Source organism: Streptomyces sp. NPDC055239, from assembly GCF_053606205.1.
Genome location: NZ_JBSGRD010000007.1, coordinates 55,219 through 68,722 on the forward strand (window position 1 = coordinate 55,219; position 13,504 = coordinate 68,722).

Consider the following 13,504-nt stretch of genomic DNA (forward strand, 5'->3'; position numbering starts at 1 on the left):
GGCCCTCAGCGCCTCGTGCCGACGGAGACCAGCGTCCGCTCGTACGGGTCGAGGATCTCGCCGCGCACCGAGCCGCCGACACCCGTGATGATCCGCTGGTGGACCAGCGGTACGACGGCGTCGGTGCCGAGGATCGCGGCCTCGGCGGCCATGGTCGCGTCCTGCCGCTTCGCGGTGTCGGCCGCGTTCTCGGCCTTCTTCACGGCCTTGTCCACCGATGAGTCGCACAGCAGCGAGAGGTTGTAGCTGCCGTCGCAGGTGTAGTCGCTGGCGAGGACCGACACGGGGTCGCCGGTGTCGAGCATGGTGTTGCGGGCGCCGACGAACGCGTCGAACTTGCCCTCCAGCGCGTCGCCCTCGATACGGGAGGACTCACGGACCTCAAGGGTCACCTTGAATCCGGCCTTCTGCAGCTGCTGCTTGAGCACTTGGGCGACCTCCGGCAGCTCGGGCCGGTTGTCGTACGTGCCCAGGGTGATCGACTTCCCGGCGGGTGCCTTGGCCCGCGCCTGTCCCGTGGGCTTGTCGCGCTTACCGTCGGCCCAGTTCAGGGCGGGTCCGAAGATGCCCTTGCCGGTGTCGGCGTGGCCCTCGTACACGTCCTTGGCGAGTGCGGACGTGTCGATCGCGGCGCGGGCGGCGGCGCGCAGACCGGGGTCCTTGAAGACGCCCTTCTCGGTGTTGAGCTGGAGCGCCGTGGTGCGTGCCGTGGCGGTCTCGCGGTCGTGGCCCTTGTCGAGGGATGCGGCCTGGGATACGGGTACGGCCTCGGCGATGTCCACGTCGCCGGTGCGCAGCGCGTTCGTGCGGGCGGTGCCGTCGGCGATGAACCTCGCGTCGACGCCGGACGCTTGGGCGCGGCCGTCCCAGTAGTCGTCGAAGCGGTCGAGGGTGGCCGCGGTGGCGCCGGTGGTCTTCGTGAGCTCGAAGGGGCCCGTGGCGGTGCCGACCGGACTGACCTTGCCGCCCTTCTCGTACGCCTTCGCGGAGAGCACGGCGAGTCCGGGGCTCGACAGGCGCAGCGGGAGTGCCGGGTCCGGGTCGGCGGTGGTGATCCGGACCCCGTCGTCGCCGACGGGCTCGGCGGTGAGACTCGCCCCCGAAAGCGCGGCCGTGACGGGCTTGGCGTTCGCCGCGTGGGTCAGGGCCGACGAGACGGCGGCAGGGGTGACCCGGGTGCCGTCCTGGAAGTCGGCCCGGCGCAGGGTGAACAGCCAGCTGCGGTCGCTCTCCTGTTTCCAGGACGCGGCGAGCGCGGGGGCGGCGGTGCCGTTCGCGTCCAGCTCGGTCAGGCCCTCGGTGACGCCGAGACGGCTGAGGAGGGTGGCGTCGGCACCGTAGGGATTGAAGTTCTCGGAGGGTGGGAAGGCCAGCGCGACCTTCAGCCGGGCGCCGCCCGCGGTGTCGCCCGACGATTCGTTCTTGCTGGCGAAACAGCCGGCGAGCAGGGGAGCGACGAGCAGTCCTGCTATGAGGGGGCGGTGGCGGACGGAGCGCATGGTCCTCGTTCTCGGGGCGGAGCTGGGTGGAGCGGGGCGGAGCGGGGTGAAGCGGCGGCGTGGAGTGAGGTGGAGGTGGAGCGGGTCAGGGCCGCATGGGTACTTCGAAATGCACGACGCGCGATGCGCCGGAGTCCTCGCGCTCGTCGTACACGATCTTTCCCAGTGAGCGCCAGAAGCCCTCGGCGCCGGTGACCGCCGGATCGGTGTGCAGATACACGGACCGGTATCCGCCGTCCGCCGCGACGAAGTCGAGGAGCTCGCCGACCAGTCGCCGGGCGAGGCCGCGCCGCCGGTGCTCGGCGCGTACGTAGACGCGCCGCAGTTGCGCCGTCTCGCCCGAGGGGAACCGTTCGGCGATCCAGCCCGGGTTCGGCGGATGCGCGGGGCCGCGGGAGTCGAGCGCGGCCGTGGCGGCGACCGACCCGTCCTGCTGGTCCACCGCGACGAGCAGCGTGTGGCGGGCCGGGCTCAGGTACGCACCGTCGAGGTCGATGATGTCGCCGTGCCAGCGCGGCACGTACCCCGTGCCGAAGTCGTGGTAAACGGTGTCGAGCATGACGGCTCGTGCGGCGTCGAGGTCGTCGGCGGTGGCCGTCCTGATGCGGTAATCGTGCACTTGCACATCCTAAGCATTAGGCCGCGCGCCCATGTATTCCGTCGCCGAGGGCGACCAACGTTGCATGGTCATGCGAAGTCATGCATACTCTTCCTATGTCCAAGGTCCTCACCTCCCTGCCCACCGGCGAGCGCGTCGGCATTGCTTTCTCCGGCGGTCTCGACACCTCCGTCGCCGTCGCCTGGATGCGTGACAAGGGCGCCGTCCCGTGCACGTACACCGCCGACATCGGCCAGTACGACGAGCCCGACATCGCCTCCGTGCCCGGCCGTGCCTCGGCGTACGGCGCCGAGATCACCCGCCTCGTCGACTGCCGGGACGCGCTGGTCGAGGAAGGCCTTGCGGCGCTCGCCTGCGGCGCGTTCCACATCAGGTCCGGCGGTCGCCCCTACTTCAACACCACGCCGCTCGGCCGTGCCGTGACCGGCACGCTCCTGGTGCGGGCGATGCTCGAGGACGGGGTGCAGATCTGGGGCGACGGCTCCACCTTCAAGGGCAACGACATCGAGCGGTTCTACCGGTACGGGCTGCTCGCCAACCCGTACCTGCGGATCTACAAGCCCTGGCTGGACGCGGACTTCGTCACGGAGCTCGGCGGCCGCAAGGAGATGTCGGAGTGGCTCGTCGCGCACGAGCTGCCCTACCGCGACTCGACGGAGAAGGCGTACTCCACGGACGCCAACATCTGGGGTGCCACGCACGAGGCCAAGACCCTGGAGCACCTCGACACCGGGCTCGAGACGGTCGACCCGATCATGGGCGTGCGGTTCTGGGACCCGTCGGTGGAGATCGACACGGAGGACGTGACGATCGGCTTCGACCAGGGCCGTCCGGTCACGATCAACGGCAAGGAGTTCGCGTCGCCGGTCGACCTCGTCATGGAGGCCAACGCGGTCGGCGGGCGGCACGGCCTTGGCATGTCCGACCAGATCGAGAACCGGATCATCGAGGCCAAGAGCCGCGGCATCTACGAGGCGCCCGGCATGGCCCTCCTGCACATCGCCTACGAGCGCCTGGTCAACGCGATCCATAACGAGGACACCCTGGCCGCGTACCACAACGAGGGCCGGCGCCTCGGGCGGCTGATGTATGAGGGCCGCTGGCTGGACCCGCAGGCGCTGATGATCCGCGAGTCGCTGCAGCGCTGGGTCGGCGCGGCCGTCACCGGCGAGGTGACCGTGCGGCTGCGGCGCGGCGAGGACTACTCGATCATCGACACCCAGGGCCCTGCGTTCAGCTACCACCCGGACAAGCTCTCCATGGAGCGGACCGAGGACTCGGCGTTCGGCCCGGTGGACCGGATCGGCCAGCTCACCATGCGCAACCTGGACATCGCCGACTCCCGTGCGCGGCTCGAGCAGTACGCGGGCCTCGGCCTGGTCGGCTCAGGGCACCCGACGCCGATCGGCGCCGCGCAGGCCGCGTCGACCGGTCTGATCGGCGCCATGGACGGCGGCGGCGCCGAGGCGATCGCCTCGCGCGGCGAGGTCACGGACGAAGAGTCGATGCTGGACCGTGCCGCTATGGAGTCCGGCACGGACTGACACCGCGCACCGGTCGTACGTACGCACCAGGGCAACGGGCCCCGGCGGATCTGATCCGCCGGGGCCCGTTGTCGTGTGCTCCGAGAGGCTCCTGTGCCGTCCTCGTGTGCCGTCCTTGCCTGCTGTCCTCGAATGGCGGCGATGTCTCAGTGGGTCATATGTCTCACTGGGACATGGTGAGGAGTACAGTCGGATGCGTGAGCGCCGGGGGGAACCAAGCGCACAGAACGAAAAACGAGAAGAGGCATCCCAGATGTCATCCCAGATGTCAGCGCAAGAACGCCCCGCCATGCCGGCCGAGATGAAGGCCGTCCAGTACCGCAGCGTCGGCGCCGCCCCCGAGGTGGTCACCGTCCCGCGCCCGGAGCCGGGTCCCGGCCAGGTGCTCCTGAAGGTCACCGCCGCGGGTGTCTGCCACTCCGACATCGCGGTGATGAGCTGGCCCGCCGAGGCGCTGACCTTCCCGCTGCCGCTCACCCTCGGCCATGAGGGCGCGGGGACGGTCGCCGAGCTGGGCGAGGGCGTCACCGGTTTCGAGGTCGGCGACTCCGTGGCCGTCTACGGCCCCTGGGGCTGCGGTGCCTGCCTGATGTGCGCGCAGGGCAAGGAGAACTACTGCACGCGCGCCGACGAGCTCGGCATCCGCCCGCCGGGGCTCGGGGCGCCCGGCGCCATCGCCGAGTACATGATCGTGGACGACGCGCGCCATCTGGTCCCGCTCGGCGACCTCGACCCGGTGACCGCTGTGCCGCTCACGGACGCGGGCCTGACCCCGTACCACGCCATCAAGACCTCCCTGCCCAAGCTGACCCCCGGCAGCACCGCCGTGGTCATCGGCACGGGGGGCCTCGGGCACGTCGCCATCCAGCTGCTGCGCGCGCTGACCCCGGCACGGGTGATCGCCCTGGACGTCACCGACGAGAAGCTGCGTCTCGCCCACAAGGTCGGCGCCCACGAGACCGTCCTGTCGGACGAGCACGCTGCGGCGAAGGTCCGCGAGTTGACCGGCGGCCTCGGCGCCCACGCCGTGTTCGACTTCGTCGGCGCACCGCCCACCATCGCCACGGCTACCGCCTGCGCCGCGGTGGAGGCGGACATCACCATCGTCGGCATCGGCGGCGGGGCCGCGTCCGTCGGCTTCGGCACGACTCCCTACGACGCGGCGGTCCGCGCTCCCTACTGGGGCAGCAGGTCCGAGCTGATCGAGGTCCTCGACCTGGCACGCTCAGGCGCGATCGACGTCCACGTGGAAACGTACGCCCTGGACGACGCTCCCAAGGCGTACGAGAACCTGCACGAGGGCCGGATCAGCGGTCGGGCGGTCATTCTCCCCAACGGCTGACCCGAGGGCCCCTAGACGCGCAGCAGTTGTTCCACGGATTCGCGGTACTGCCGTAGAGCGAGGCGCAGTTCTTCCGTCTGCGCCTCGCTGTCCTGGCCCTGCCAGCTCGTGCGCAGGGCGCGCCGTCGGTCCGCGAGGGTTTCGGTCAGATGCCTTATGGCGTCGTCGAAGAGGCTGTCGGCCTCCTTCACCGCCTGGCGGGGGTTGTCGACGAAGGCGCTGAGGGCCTGTTGGAGTCGCAGGCCGAGCTTGTCCCGTTCGTCCTGCGGGAGCAGTTCGGAGTCGGGGGCGGACTCGGTGACCGGGGGGATGGGGGTGACGGGAGCGACGGGGGCGGGCGCGGCTGCGGCAGGAAAGCCGCCGCCGATGACCGGCTCGTGTGATGTCTCGTGCGGTGTGAGGCGCTTGGCGTCCGTCATGACGTGCCACTTCCCTTCGCGTGACGTCGGGGCAGTGCCCACGGCGCGTGGCCACGGTCGGCGGGGGACTGCCGGCCGTTGCGGGGTGAGCTGTTCCGGTTCGAGTCGACCGCGTGCTCGGAGGTCAGGGCCTCGAAGAGTCGTCGGGCCTCGACCATGGCCTCGCGCAACTCCTCGGTGCCGCCCTTTTTGTACGCCGCCGTGTGCACGCTGCGGTAGCCGTGGACGGAGTGGGCGTGGTGCACGGAGAGCGCGGCCACCTGCTCGTCGAAGCGCTCGCCGTCGGGGTAGCCCCGGTCTCTGGCCAGTCGGGCAAGAAGCGCGTCCGCCTCGGCGACCGCCTGCTGCGGTGATTCGACGAACTGCTCCTGGACACCGGCCCATTGAGCCACGTAGCGCTCGCGCGCGCCGGGCGGCAGGGGCTCGGCCTTGAAGGAGCCGTGCAGTCGTACACGGTCACGGAGTTCCTGCTCTGCTGCCCGTACGTCGCCGTCGTGGCGGGTGACGGTGTGGTCGTACTCGGGCCCGAAGCGGTTCTTCAGGCCGCGTCCGCCGCCCCGGGCTCGCCGCAGTCCGACGATGAGGACGGCGGCTGCCGCTATGACGACCACGGCGATGATGACGGCGGTGATCATGGCTGCCTCCCTTTGTCTCGTGGTCCGTTCGGCGCCGAGGCCGGCCGATGGGTGCCCACGCGACGTGGGTACCGATCGGGGCGTCTGTGATCAGCGGTCGAACGGCTGGTTCTGGGTTCGCATGGCGGCCGAGTACCCCCAAGTTCGGCAATCAGTCGACTGAGGAGCGGTTCGCCTGCGGGCGTGGCGGGGAGCCGGGGCGAGCTGCGGCCCTCCAGCCACTCCCGGACACGCCGGCCACTCCCCGGACACGCCCGCGCTGCCCGGGATGCCGCCGGATCCGCCGCGTCGGATGACATGCTGAAACGACTGGCGAAGTCTTGATCGCAGTACGGCGAGTGCCGCTGGAACCCGGGCCACGCGAAGGAACCACGCGAAGGACAAGAACGACGTGCTGACCGTGCTTGTCCTTGCCGCCGAACACCGCGCCGGTGACCTGATCCCGCAGATCGAGACCGTTCCGGGCGTGTACGTCATCTCCCATTCGGACGACAGTTTCCTCGCGCTCGCACGGGCCCGCGCCCTGCTGCCCGACGTCCTGGTCATCGACCTCAGCGCCCGCTTCGCGGGCGACGCCGCCACGGTCATCGACCAGGCCCGCCGACTGGAGCCGCCCAGCCACATCCTGGTCCACGCGGGCGACGCGGTGGTGGGGACCGTTTCGCCCACCGGAGCGGTCGGCCCCGGGCAGGGCGACTCACCGCAGGGCCTGGTGCACACGCTGACACGGCTCGCCGCCGAGGCGGCCCCGCCGCCGTGACAGGACCGGTGCTCCGGCCGAGCCGGGCCGGGCGGCCCCGCTACAGATCCGCGACCCGCGCCGAGAGCCCGTAGTCCAGCTCGGAGCCGTCGACGAGGAGCGCCTCGACGGTGCGGGTCCCGGGGTCGATGTCCGCCTCCATCCCGTCGCCCGTGTACCGGGGGAACCCGGAGGCTCCGGTCTCGCCCGTGGCCACCACGACGGCCGAGCGCAGGGCGCCCCGGGCATCGGTCGTACTCTCGCCGTTCCCCGAGAACTCGGGCACCAGCAGGATCTCGAAACGCTCCGGGACAGTGTTCATGCTCGCGACGCTAGACAGGAGTGGCGCACCACGCATGTCCACCGCTGCCGACCGGTACCGCACACGCCGCACACGCCCCTCATCCGAGGGTCAGCTCGACCCGCAGCGGCCCCTGGCCGGCGCCCTGTGCCGACGGCTCGACGCGGACGGTGGCCTCGGCCGTGCCGGGCGGGCCCGAGAGAGGGTCCGCCCGGCAGGCGAGCGTGTACACGCCCGTTGTGGGGGCGCTGAGGGAGAACCGCCCCTCGGCGTCCGTCAGGGCAGCGATGTCCGGCAGGGGCTGGGGCCCGTCGGTGAACAGGACGTGGGCGCCCGTCACCGGGGTGCCCGACGCGTCGCGGACGACGCCGGTGATCTCCACTGCGGACCTGCTGCCGTTCATCGGGATCAGCTCACGCCTTCCACGCCACGTAGTTGTTGAAGACCGGGGTGGTGAACCGGGTTCCCGAGTTCACCCGCGATCCGCCGTAGGCGTGGATGGCGAAGCCGTAGCGGCCGGTGCTGTCGATGCGGTAGACGGAGCTGCCGCTCTGCCCGCCGGCGGTGTCGATGTCGTAGTACACCTTGCGCGGGGCGACGGAGTCGATGCCGCGCGCCGCGTACCACTGCGTCCCTGACGGCTTGTCGCCCGGGTAGCCGGAGATGTTACCGGTGGTCTTGAGCAGGTCCGAGTCGGACCAGACGCCGAAGCCGAACCAGCCGGTGGTGGAGCCGATGTTGGAGGGCGTGATGATGGCGCCGTAGTCGAAGTTCTCGTCGCCGTTGTCCGTCCAGCCGGTCACGGAACGGAAGCTGGTGCAGGTGATGCTGCCGTAGGGCAGTGAGGCACCGTTGCGGCCCGGCATGACCTGGATGCTCTTCACCCAGCCGTCGCGGCCCGCCACACCGCTGCCCTTGATGTAGACGACATGCCCTGCCGTGGCGAGGGTGTGCGGGCCCAGGAGCCAGCCGGTGCCCTGGTAGAGGGCGTTGTCGCGGGCGGTGATCAGCAGATAGCAGTGCACCCGCCATGGATACACGCTGGTGTCGTTGATCTTTACGCGGTCGTCGGGGCCGTGCACGGTCTCCGGAGCCAGCGGCGGCGGGCCGTACGAGGCCTCTCCGATGTCGGGGAGCGTGGCGGTCGGGGCCGTCCAGGCCTCCGGCGAGAAGTGGTCGGGGCGCCGGTAGCCCTCGACGTTCTCCAGGCCCTCCCCCAACGAGTGCTGGGCCTGGCCCTCTGTCCCCTCGGAGGGCGGCTGCAGGACCGCTTCCTGCTCTGCGGCCAGAGACTGGGCTCCGTCGTGCGGCTCGTTCGTCACTGCGGTGTGTGGATCTTGCGCCATTCTGGATCACCCGGCTTCTCTTGGAGCTGCGATGTGATGCCTTTCAGGACGCTGCGGCCGCAACGTTTTAGCGTCGATTCCCCTTCTTACTGCCGCCGGACAAGCGCGGCAATGAGCCTTTTACGCCGACCCGCAGCGGGTGCGCATGGCTTCCGTGCGGGTGCTGTGTGTGTCAACAGGGCGGCCCCCGGGGCCCGTACGACGCTCAGTGCGTCGGTTTGCCCCGCCGCCTCACGGCGAGCGGGCCGGGCCGGGCCTCAGCGGTCCCGGCCGGACACCCGTGCCCCGCCCGCTGCGGGAGCGGGCGGGCCACGATGCCTCATTCACGTCTCCATGGAGCCATGGGGAGCTATGGGGAGCTACGGGCGGGCGTAGGGCCGGGTCATGATCTCCATGTTGTGGCCGTCCGGGTCGGCGAAATACGCCCCGCGACCGCCGAACAGCCGGTTGATCCGGCCGGGTTCGGTGTGGTTGGGGTCGGCGTAGTAGGTGACCCCGAGCGCCTCAAGGCGGGCGATCATGGCGTCGAACTGCTCGTCGGGCACGAGGAACGCGTAGTGCTGCGACTGGATGTGCTCGTCGCTCGGCGCGTAATAGTCGAGCGTCACGCCGTTGCCGAGATCGACGGGCAGGAACGGCCCGAACGGGGCGCCGACCTTCAGGCCGAGGATCACGGCGATGAACTCGGCCGACAGCTGCCGGTCCTTGGCGAAGACGGCGGTGTGGTTCAACTGGACTGTCGTGACAGGTGAATTGGGGTCGTACGGGTGCTGTTCGTGCGGCATGGGTGACGTCATGGGTGATGCCTCTTCCGGGTCCTGGATTCCACTGAAGGCGCGCCGCATGGGGCGCGGGGAGTTAAGACGGAAGAGGGGACGGCGGGGCTCTGGCCCGCCTCGCGCTCACGCCGAGGCCGGATGCCTTACTCGTACGTGGCCCATGGCCGACCCGGCAGTCACCCGAGTGACCTTAATGCGCCCTACGAGGCGGAGCAATGAGTTTTTATCGGGCCCGCTGCCATGGTGGGGTCAAGGGGCGGCGGCTTGCCCCTGGGCCGGACGATAACCTCGTCCTTTGACGACGAGGCGGCGGAAGGGAGACGGGCGTGGCGGAGCAGGAGCGGCGTTCCCGGCGGCGGGGGCAGGGTGAGCTGGAGGCGCAGGTCCTCTCGGCCCTGCGCGAGGCGGAAGGCCCCGCGACCGCGGGCTGGGTGCAGGAGCGGCTCGGCAGCGACCTGGCGTACACGACGGTCGTGACGATCCTCACCCGCCTCCTGGACAAGGGTGCGGTGACCCGTGAGCGCGCGGGCCGCTCCTTCGCGTGGACACCGTCGTCCGACGAGGCGGGTCTCGCGGCACGCAAGATGCGCAAGGTGCTCGACGGCGAGCGCGACCGGGAAGCGGTCCTGGCCAGCTTCCTCACCGCGCTGCCGCCCGGCGACGAGCAGCTGCTGCGGGAGTTCCTGCGGCAGGCCGAAGCGGAGAAGGACGTCTGAACCGTCATGGGGATGTTCGTCCTTCTGCCCCTGGTGCTGCCGCTGACGGCCTGGCCGGTCGCCCGGCTCGCCGAGCAGCGTCTGCATCCGCGGACCGCCACCCGGCTGCTCACGACGGTCGCCGCGGTCATGGCGCTCGCCAGCACCCTGTGCCTGGGCCTGCTGATGGTCGTCGGCACGGCGCAGCTGCCCGGTAACCCGCTGCCGGACGGCTGGGCCGACCCCGAGGTGCGCGCGGCCGTCCCGTACGACGAGGTCGCCGGACGCCTGGCCATTCCCGGGCTGCTCGCCGTGGCCGTCGCGTGCGGCAGAACACTGTGGCGCCACCGTCAGGTACGCCGCCGTGCCTACCAGGCGCTGGCCGGGCTCCCCGGCACCGCCGTCGCGGTCCTGCCCGACGACGAGCCCTACGCGTACGCGCTGCCCGGCGGCGCCCGTGACCGGGTCGTGGTCACCACCGCCCTCCTCGACTGCCTCGCCCCCGCTGAGCGCCGCGCCCTGTTCGCCCATGAGCGCGCCCACCTCGCGACCCGGCACCACCGCTATCTCCTTGCCGTGCAGCTGGCCGCGCGCGCCAATCCGTTCCTGCGCCCGCTGCGCACGGCCGTCTCCTACACGACCGAGCGCTGGGCGGACGAGGACGCCGCCCATGTCGTCGGCGACCGCAAGACCGTCGCCCGCGCGATCGGCAAGGCGGCCCTGCACTCCCGGGGCGCCCCGGCCCCGACCCTCGCCGGACTCGCAGCGCCGGGACCCGTGCCGCGCCGGGTCGCGGCCCTCCTCGGTCCGGCGCCCGCGGCGCGCTCCTGGCCGTCCCTGTTCACCTCGGTGGGGCTCGCGGCCTGGGCGGCGGCCGCGGGCGCTGCGGCTTCCGCCATGTCGTCGGCGAACTCCGCCGTCACGATGGTCCTCATCCTGCACGCGGCGACCCCGCTCTAGATCACGCGGCCACCCCGATCCAGGACGACAGGCCTGCCGGATCAGTTTGCCGTTCCTTTACAGTGGCTGTAGAAGCACTACCGCTTCCACGCCACCGCCCTCGTACGACACCACGTACGAGTACGAGAAGGAGCCACGGACCCGCAATGGGTGAGCCTCCCAGTACGAACCGTGCCATTTCCCGCCCGCAGTCCGAGTGCGAGGGAACGGGGGTGGCACGGTGACCGAGATCCTGCTTCTGCTGCTCGCCCTGCTCCTCACGCTCGCCTGCGCGGTCTTCGTCGCGGCCGAGTTCTCCCTGACCACCGTCGAGCGCAGTGACCTGGAGCGCGCCGCCGAGGCGGGCGAGCGGGGTGCAGAGGGGGCCTTGAAGGCCGTCCGGCGCCTTACCCTCCAGCTGTCCGGCGCACAGCTGGGCATCACCGTCACGTCCCTGGTGATCGGCATGCTCGCCGAGCCCTCGCTCGCGGCCCTGCTGCGCGGGCCGCTCGAAGCGGCCGGGCTCGACGGGGCCGCGTCCCCGGTGGCGAGCGTCCTCGGCGTGATCGCCTCCACCGTGGTCCTGATGGTCGTCGGCGAGCTTGTGCCCAAGAACTGGGCGATCTCCCGGCCACTTGCCGTCGCCAAGGTGGTGGCGGCACCGCAGCGCGGCTTCACCGCCGCCTTCGGCCCTTTCATCCGGCACCTGAACAACACCGCGAACCACGTCGTACGCCGCTTCGGCCTCGAGCCCGCCGAGGAGCTGGCCTCCGCGCGCACCCCCGAGGAACTGGTCGCCCTGGCCAGGCGTTCGGCCGCCGAGGGCGCCCTCGAGGCGGACTCCGCGGAACTGTTCGTCCGCACGCTGCACTTGAGCGAGCTGACCGCGGAGAACGTGATGACCCCGCGCGTGGACGTACGCGCTCTGGAGGCGCACGCCACGGCCGCCGACGCCGCGAACCTGACGCACGCCACGGGCCTGTCCCGCTTCCCCGTCTTCCGCGACAGCCTGGACGAGGTCATCGGCACCGTGCACATCCGTGACGTGCTCGCCCTGGCCCCCGAGAAGCGGCGGCTCACCTCGGTCACCGAGCTGGCCACCGAGCCCCTCCTCGTGCCCGACAGCCTGCCCGCGGACCGGCTTCTTGAGCGGCTGCGGGAGACCCGCACGATGGCCGTCGTGATCGACGAGTACGGCGGCACGGCAGGTGTGGCGACGGTCGAGGACATCGTCGAGGAGGTCGTCGGCGAGGTGCGCGACGAGCACGACCCCGTCGAGGTACCCGACCTGCTTCCCGCGCAGACGGCCCCCGACGGCCGCACGGTGTGGGAGGCCGACGGAGGCGTCCGCATCGACCAGCTCGCCGCGATAGGACTCACCGCGCCCGAAGGACCGTACGAGACCGTGGCAGGGCTTATCGCCACCCGCCTGTCCCGCATTCCGGCCAAGGGCGACGCCCTCGACCTCGACGGCTGGCAACTGGCCGTCCTGACGGTCGAGCACCACCGCGCCGACCGGATCAGCATCACCGAACCGGCACTCCAGGTGCCCCGCCAGGCCGTGGAGGAGGCGCGATGACCACCATCCAGCTCACCATCGGCGCCCTGACGCTGCTCACCAACGCGTTCTTCGTCGGCGCCGAGTTCGCCCTGATCTCCGTACGCCGCAGCCAGATCGAACCCCGCGCCCAGGAAGGCGACAAGCGCGCCCGCATCACCCTGTGGGGTCTTCAGCACATTTCCGCGATGATGGCCACCGCCCAACTCGGCATCACCGTCTCCTCGCTGGTGCTCGGCGCGGTCGCGGAACCCGCCATCGCACACCTCCTCGAGCCCGTTTTCGAAGCGGTGCAGATCCCGCACGCGCTCGTGCACCCGATCGCCTTCGTCATCGCCCTGACCGTGGCGACGTATCTGCACATGCTGATCGGCGAGATGATCCCCAAGAACATCGCGCTCGCCGCGCCCGCCAGGACCGCGCTGCTCCTCGGCCCGCCGCTGGTGGCCCTCACCCGCGCCCTCAGGCCGGTCATCTTCGGCATCAACGCCTTTGCCAACACCCTGCTGAGGCTGCTCCGGGTCGAACCGAAGGACGAGGTCGAGTCCGTCTACACGGACGACCAGCTCGCCCGCATGGTCATCGACTCCAGCGCGGCCGGGCTCCTCTCGGCGGCCGACGGCGAGCGGCTGCGCGACGCCCTGGAGCTCGGCACCCGGCCGGTCGGCGAGATCCTCGTACCGGTGGCCAGGATGCGCACCGTCGAGCACACCGTCACCCCGGCGCGCCTGGAGCGGATGGCCGCGGACGCGGGCTTCTCCCGCTTCCCGGTGACGGGACCGGAGGGCACCCTGCTCGGCTACCTCCACATCAAGGACACCCTGGGCATCGCCGAGCGGGACCGGCCCTTCCCGCGCGGCGTCCTGCACGCGGTCACGCGGGTGCACATCGACACCCCGCTCGACGACACCCTCACCGCGCTGCGGGCCGCGGGCAGCCACCTGGCCGCGGTCACCGGCGAGAGCGGCACGGTGCTCGGGTTCGTCACCATGGAGGACGTCCTGACGGAGCTGGTCGGTCCCTCTCCGGCGGCGTTCGGCTGATTCACAGGTGGCGTGGCTGTACGTGCGGGGGCTTCGGTGGCTAGGG

At 71.0% G+C, this 13,504-nt stretch carries 15 protein-coding genes; 7 read left to right on the forward strand and 8 right to left on the reverse strand.

The window, feature by feature from the left end; all coding sequences use genetic code 11:
- Positions 1-5 precede the first annotated feature (5 nt).
- A complete protein-coding gene (locus ACWFRJ_RS22660; RefSeq protein ID WP_453533679.1) occupies positions 6-1,499 on the reverse strand; it encodes an ABC transporter substrate-binding protein in 1,494 nt (497 codons plus the stop codon).
- Positions 1,500-1,584: 85 nt separating this feature from the next.
- Positions 1,585-2,118: a GNAT family N-acetyltransferase gene (locus ACWFRJ_RS22665; RefSeq protein WP_453533682.1), complete on the reverse strand. Its 534-nt coding sequence runs from the start codon at positions 2,116-2,118 to the stop codon at positions 1,585-1,587.
- Between the two features lie 95 nt (positions 2,119-2,213).
- On the opposite strand from ACWFRJ_RS22665, the gene argG reads away from it, so the two are divergent.
- Positions 2,214-3,662 carry an argininosuccinate synthase gene (argG, locus tag ACWFRJ_RS22670; RefSeq protein ID WP_453533685.1) on the forward strand — a complete coding sequence of 483 codons (1,449 nt, stop codon included), beginning with the start codon at positions 2,214-2,216 and terminating at the stop codon, positions 3,660-3,662.
- Between the two features lie 301 nt (positions 3,663-3,963).
- Positions 3,964-5,004: an NAD(P)-dependent alcohol dehydrogenase gene (locus ACWFRJ_RS22675; protein ID WP_453534602.1), complete on the forward strand. Its 1,041-nt coding sequence runs from the start codon at positions 3,964-3,966 to the stop codon at positions 5,002-5,004.
- 11 nt (positions 5,005-5,015) lie between these two features.
- Here ACWFRJ_RS22675 and ACWFRJ_RS22680 read toward each other — a convergent pair whose 3' ends face one another.
- Positions 5,016-5,423 (reverse strand): hypothetical protein, encoded by a 408-nt coding sequence (locus tag ACWFRJ_RS22680; RefSeq protein ID WP_453533689.1) that lies wholly within the window; start codon positions 5,421-5,423, stop codon positions 5,016-5,018.
- Positions 5,420-6,058 carry a hypothetical protein gene (locus ACWFRJ_RS22685; RefSeq protein ID WP_453533692.1) on the reverse strand — a complete coding sequence of 213 codons (639 nt, stop codon included), beginning with the start codon at positions 6,056-6,058 and terminating at the stop codon, positions 5,420-5,422. The genes ACWFRJ_RS22680 and ACWFRJ_RS22685 overlap by 4 nt, the downstream gene beginning before the upstream one ends.
- A 391-nt stretch (positions 6,059-6,449) precedes the next feature.
- On the opposite strand from ACWFRJ_RS22685, the gene ACWFRJ_RS22690 reads away from it, so the two are divergent.
- On the forward strand, positions 6,450-6,818 hold the full coding sequence (locus tag ACWFRJ_RS22690) for a hypothetical protein (protein ID WP_453533695.1): 369 nt from the start codon (positions 6,450-6,452) through the stop codon (positions 6,816-6,818).
- 40 nt (positions 6,819-6,858) lie between these two features.
- Here ACWFRJ_RS22690 and ACWFRJ_RS22695 read toward each other — a convergent pair whose 3' ends face one another.
- The 4 genes from ACWFRJ_RS22695 to ACWFRJ_RS22710 form a co-directional block, all read right to left on the reverse strand.
- Positions 6,859-7,119 (reverse strand): hypothetical protein, encoded by a 261-nt coding sequence (locus ACWFRJ_RS22695; protein WP_453533698.1) that lies wholly within the window; start codon positions 7,117-7,119, stop codon positions 6,859-6,861.
- Positions 7,120-7,198: 79 nt separating this feature from the next.
- Complete coding sequence (locus ACWFRJ_RS22700) at positions 7,199-7,501, reverse strand: carboxypeptidase-like regulatory domain-containing protein (protein ID WP_453533701.1); 303 nt, start codon at positions 7,499-7,501, stop codon at positions 7,199-7,201.
- 10 nt (positions 7,502-7,511) lie between these two features.
- A complete protein-coding gene (locus ACWFRJ_RS22705) occupies positions 7,512-8,444 on the reverse strand; it encodes a trypsin-like serine peptidase (protein ID WP_453533704.1) in 933 nt (310 codons plus the stop codon).
- Positions 8,445-8,803: 359 nt separating this feature from the next.
- A complete protein-coding gene (locus ACWFRJ_RS22710) occupies positions 8,804-9,229 on the reverse strand; it encodes a VOC family protein (RefSeq protein ID WP_453534605.1) in 426 nt (141 codons plus the stop codon).
- A gap of 320 nt (positions 9,230-9,549) precedes the next feature.
- Between ACWFRJ_RS22710 and ACWFRJ_RS22715 the strand changes: the two genes are divergently transcribed.
- The 4 genes from ACWFRJ_RS22715 to ACWFRJ_RS22730 all read left to right on the forward strand — a co-directional run bounded on the left by ACWFRJ_RS22715 (position 9,550) and on the right by ACWFRJ_RS22730 (position 13,458).
- Positions 9,550-9,939 carry a BlaI/MecI/CopY family transcriptional regulator gene (locus tag ACWFRJ_RS22715; RefSeq protein WP_453533707.1) on the forward strand — a complete coding sequence of 130 codons (390 nt, stop codon included), beginning with the start codon at positions 9,550-9,552 and terminating at the stop codon, positions 9,937-9,939.
- 6 nt (positions 9,940-9,945) lie between these two features.
- On the forward strand, positions 9,946-10,878 hold the full coding sequence (locus ACWFRJ_RS22720; RefSeq protein ID WP_453533710.1) for a M56 family metallopeptidase: 933 nt from the start codon (positions 9,946-9,948) through the stop codon (positions 10,876-10,878).
- A 220-nt stretch (positions 10,879-11,098) separates the two neighbouring features.
- On the forward strand, positions 11,099-12,436 hold the full coding sequence (locus tag ACWFRJ_RS22725) for a hemolysin family protein (RefSeq protein ID WP_453533713.1): 1,338 nt from the start codon (positions 11,099-11,101) through the stop codon (positions 12,434-12,436).
- Positions 12,433-13,458 (forward strand): hemolysin family protein, encoded by a 1,026-nt coding sequence (locus tag ACWFRJ_RS22730; protein ID WP_453533715.1) that lies wholly within the window; start codon positions 12,433-12,435, stop codon positions 13,456-13,458. The genes ACWFRJ_RS22725 and ACWFRJ_RS22730 overlap by 4 nt, the downstream gene beginning before the upstream one ends.
- Positions 13,459-13,504 lie beyond the last annotated feature (46 nt).

Coding starts and splice junctions, on each gene's coding strand:
- ACWFRJ_RS22660 (WP_453533679.1), bottom strand. CDS start 1,499: ATGCGCTCCGTCCGCCACCGCCCCCTCATAGCAGGACTGCTCGTCGCT.
- ACWFRJ_RS22685 (WP_453533692.1), bottom strand. CDS start 6,058: ATGATCACCGCCGTCATCATCGCCGTGGTCGTCATAGCGGCAGCCGCC.
- ACWFRJ_RS22700 (WP_453533701.1), bottom strand. CDS start 7,501: ATGAACGGCAGCAGGTCCGCAGTGGAGATCACCGGCGTCGTCCGCGAC.
- ACWFRJ_RS22695 (WP_453533698.1), bottom strand. CDS start 7,119: ATGAACACTGTCCCGGAGCGTTTCGAGATCCTGCTGGTGCCCGAGTTC.
- ACWFRJ_RS22710 (WP_453534605.1), bottom strand. CDS start 9,229: ATGCCGCACGAACAGCACCCGTACGACCCCAATTCACCTGTCACGACA.
- ACWFRJ_RS22675 (WP_453534602.1), top strand. CDS start 3,964: ATGAAGGCCGTCCAGTACCGCAGCGTCGGCGCCGCCCCCGAGGTGGTC.
- ACWFRJ_RS22730 (WP_453533715.1), top strand. CDS start 12,433: ATGACCACCATCCAGCTCACCATCGGCGCCCTGACGCTGCTCACCAAC.
- ACWFRJ_RS22720 (WP_453533710.1), top strand. CDS start 9,946: ATGGGGATGTTCGTCCTTCTGCCCCTGGTGCTGCCGCTGACGGCCTGG.
- ACWFRJ_RS22705 (WP_453533704.1), bottom strand. CDS start 8,444: ATGGCGCAAGATCCACACACCGCAGTGACGAACGAGCCGCACGACGGA.
- ACWFRJ_RS22680 (WP_453533689.1), bottom strand. CDS start 5,423: ATGACGGACGCCAAGCGCCTCACACCGCACGAGACATCACACGAGCCG.
- argG (WP_453533685.1), top strand. CDS start 2,214: ATGTCCAAGGTCCTCACCTCCCTGCCCACCGGCGAGCGCGTCGGCATT.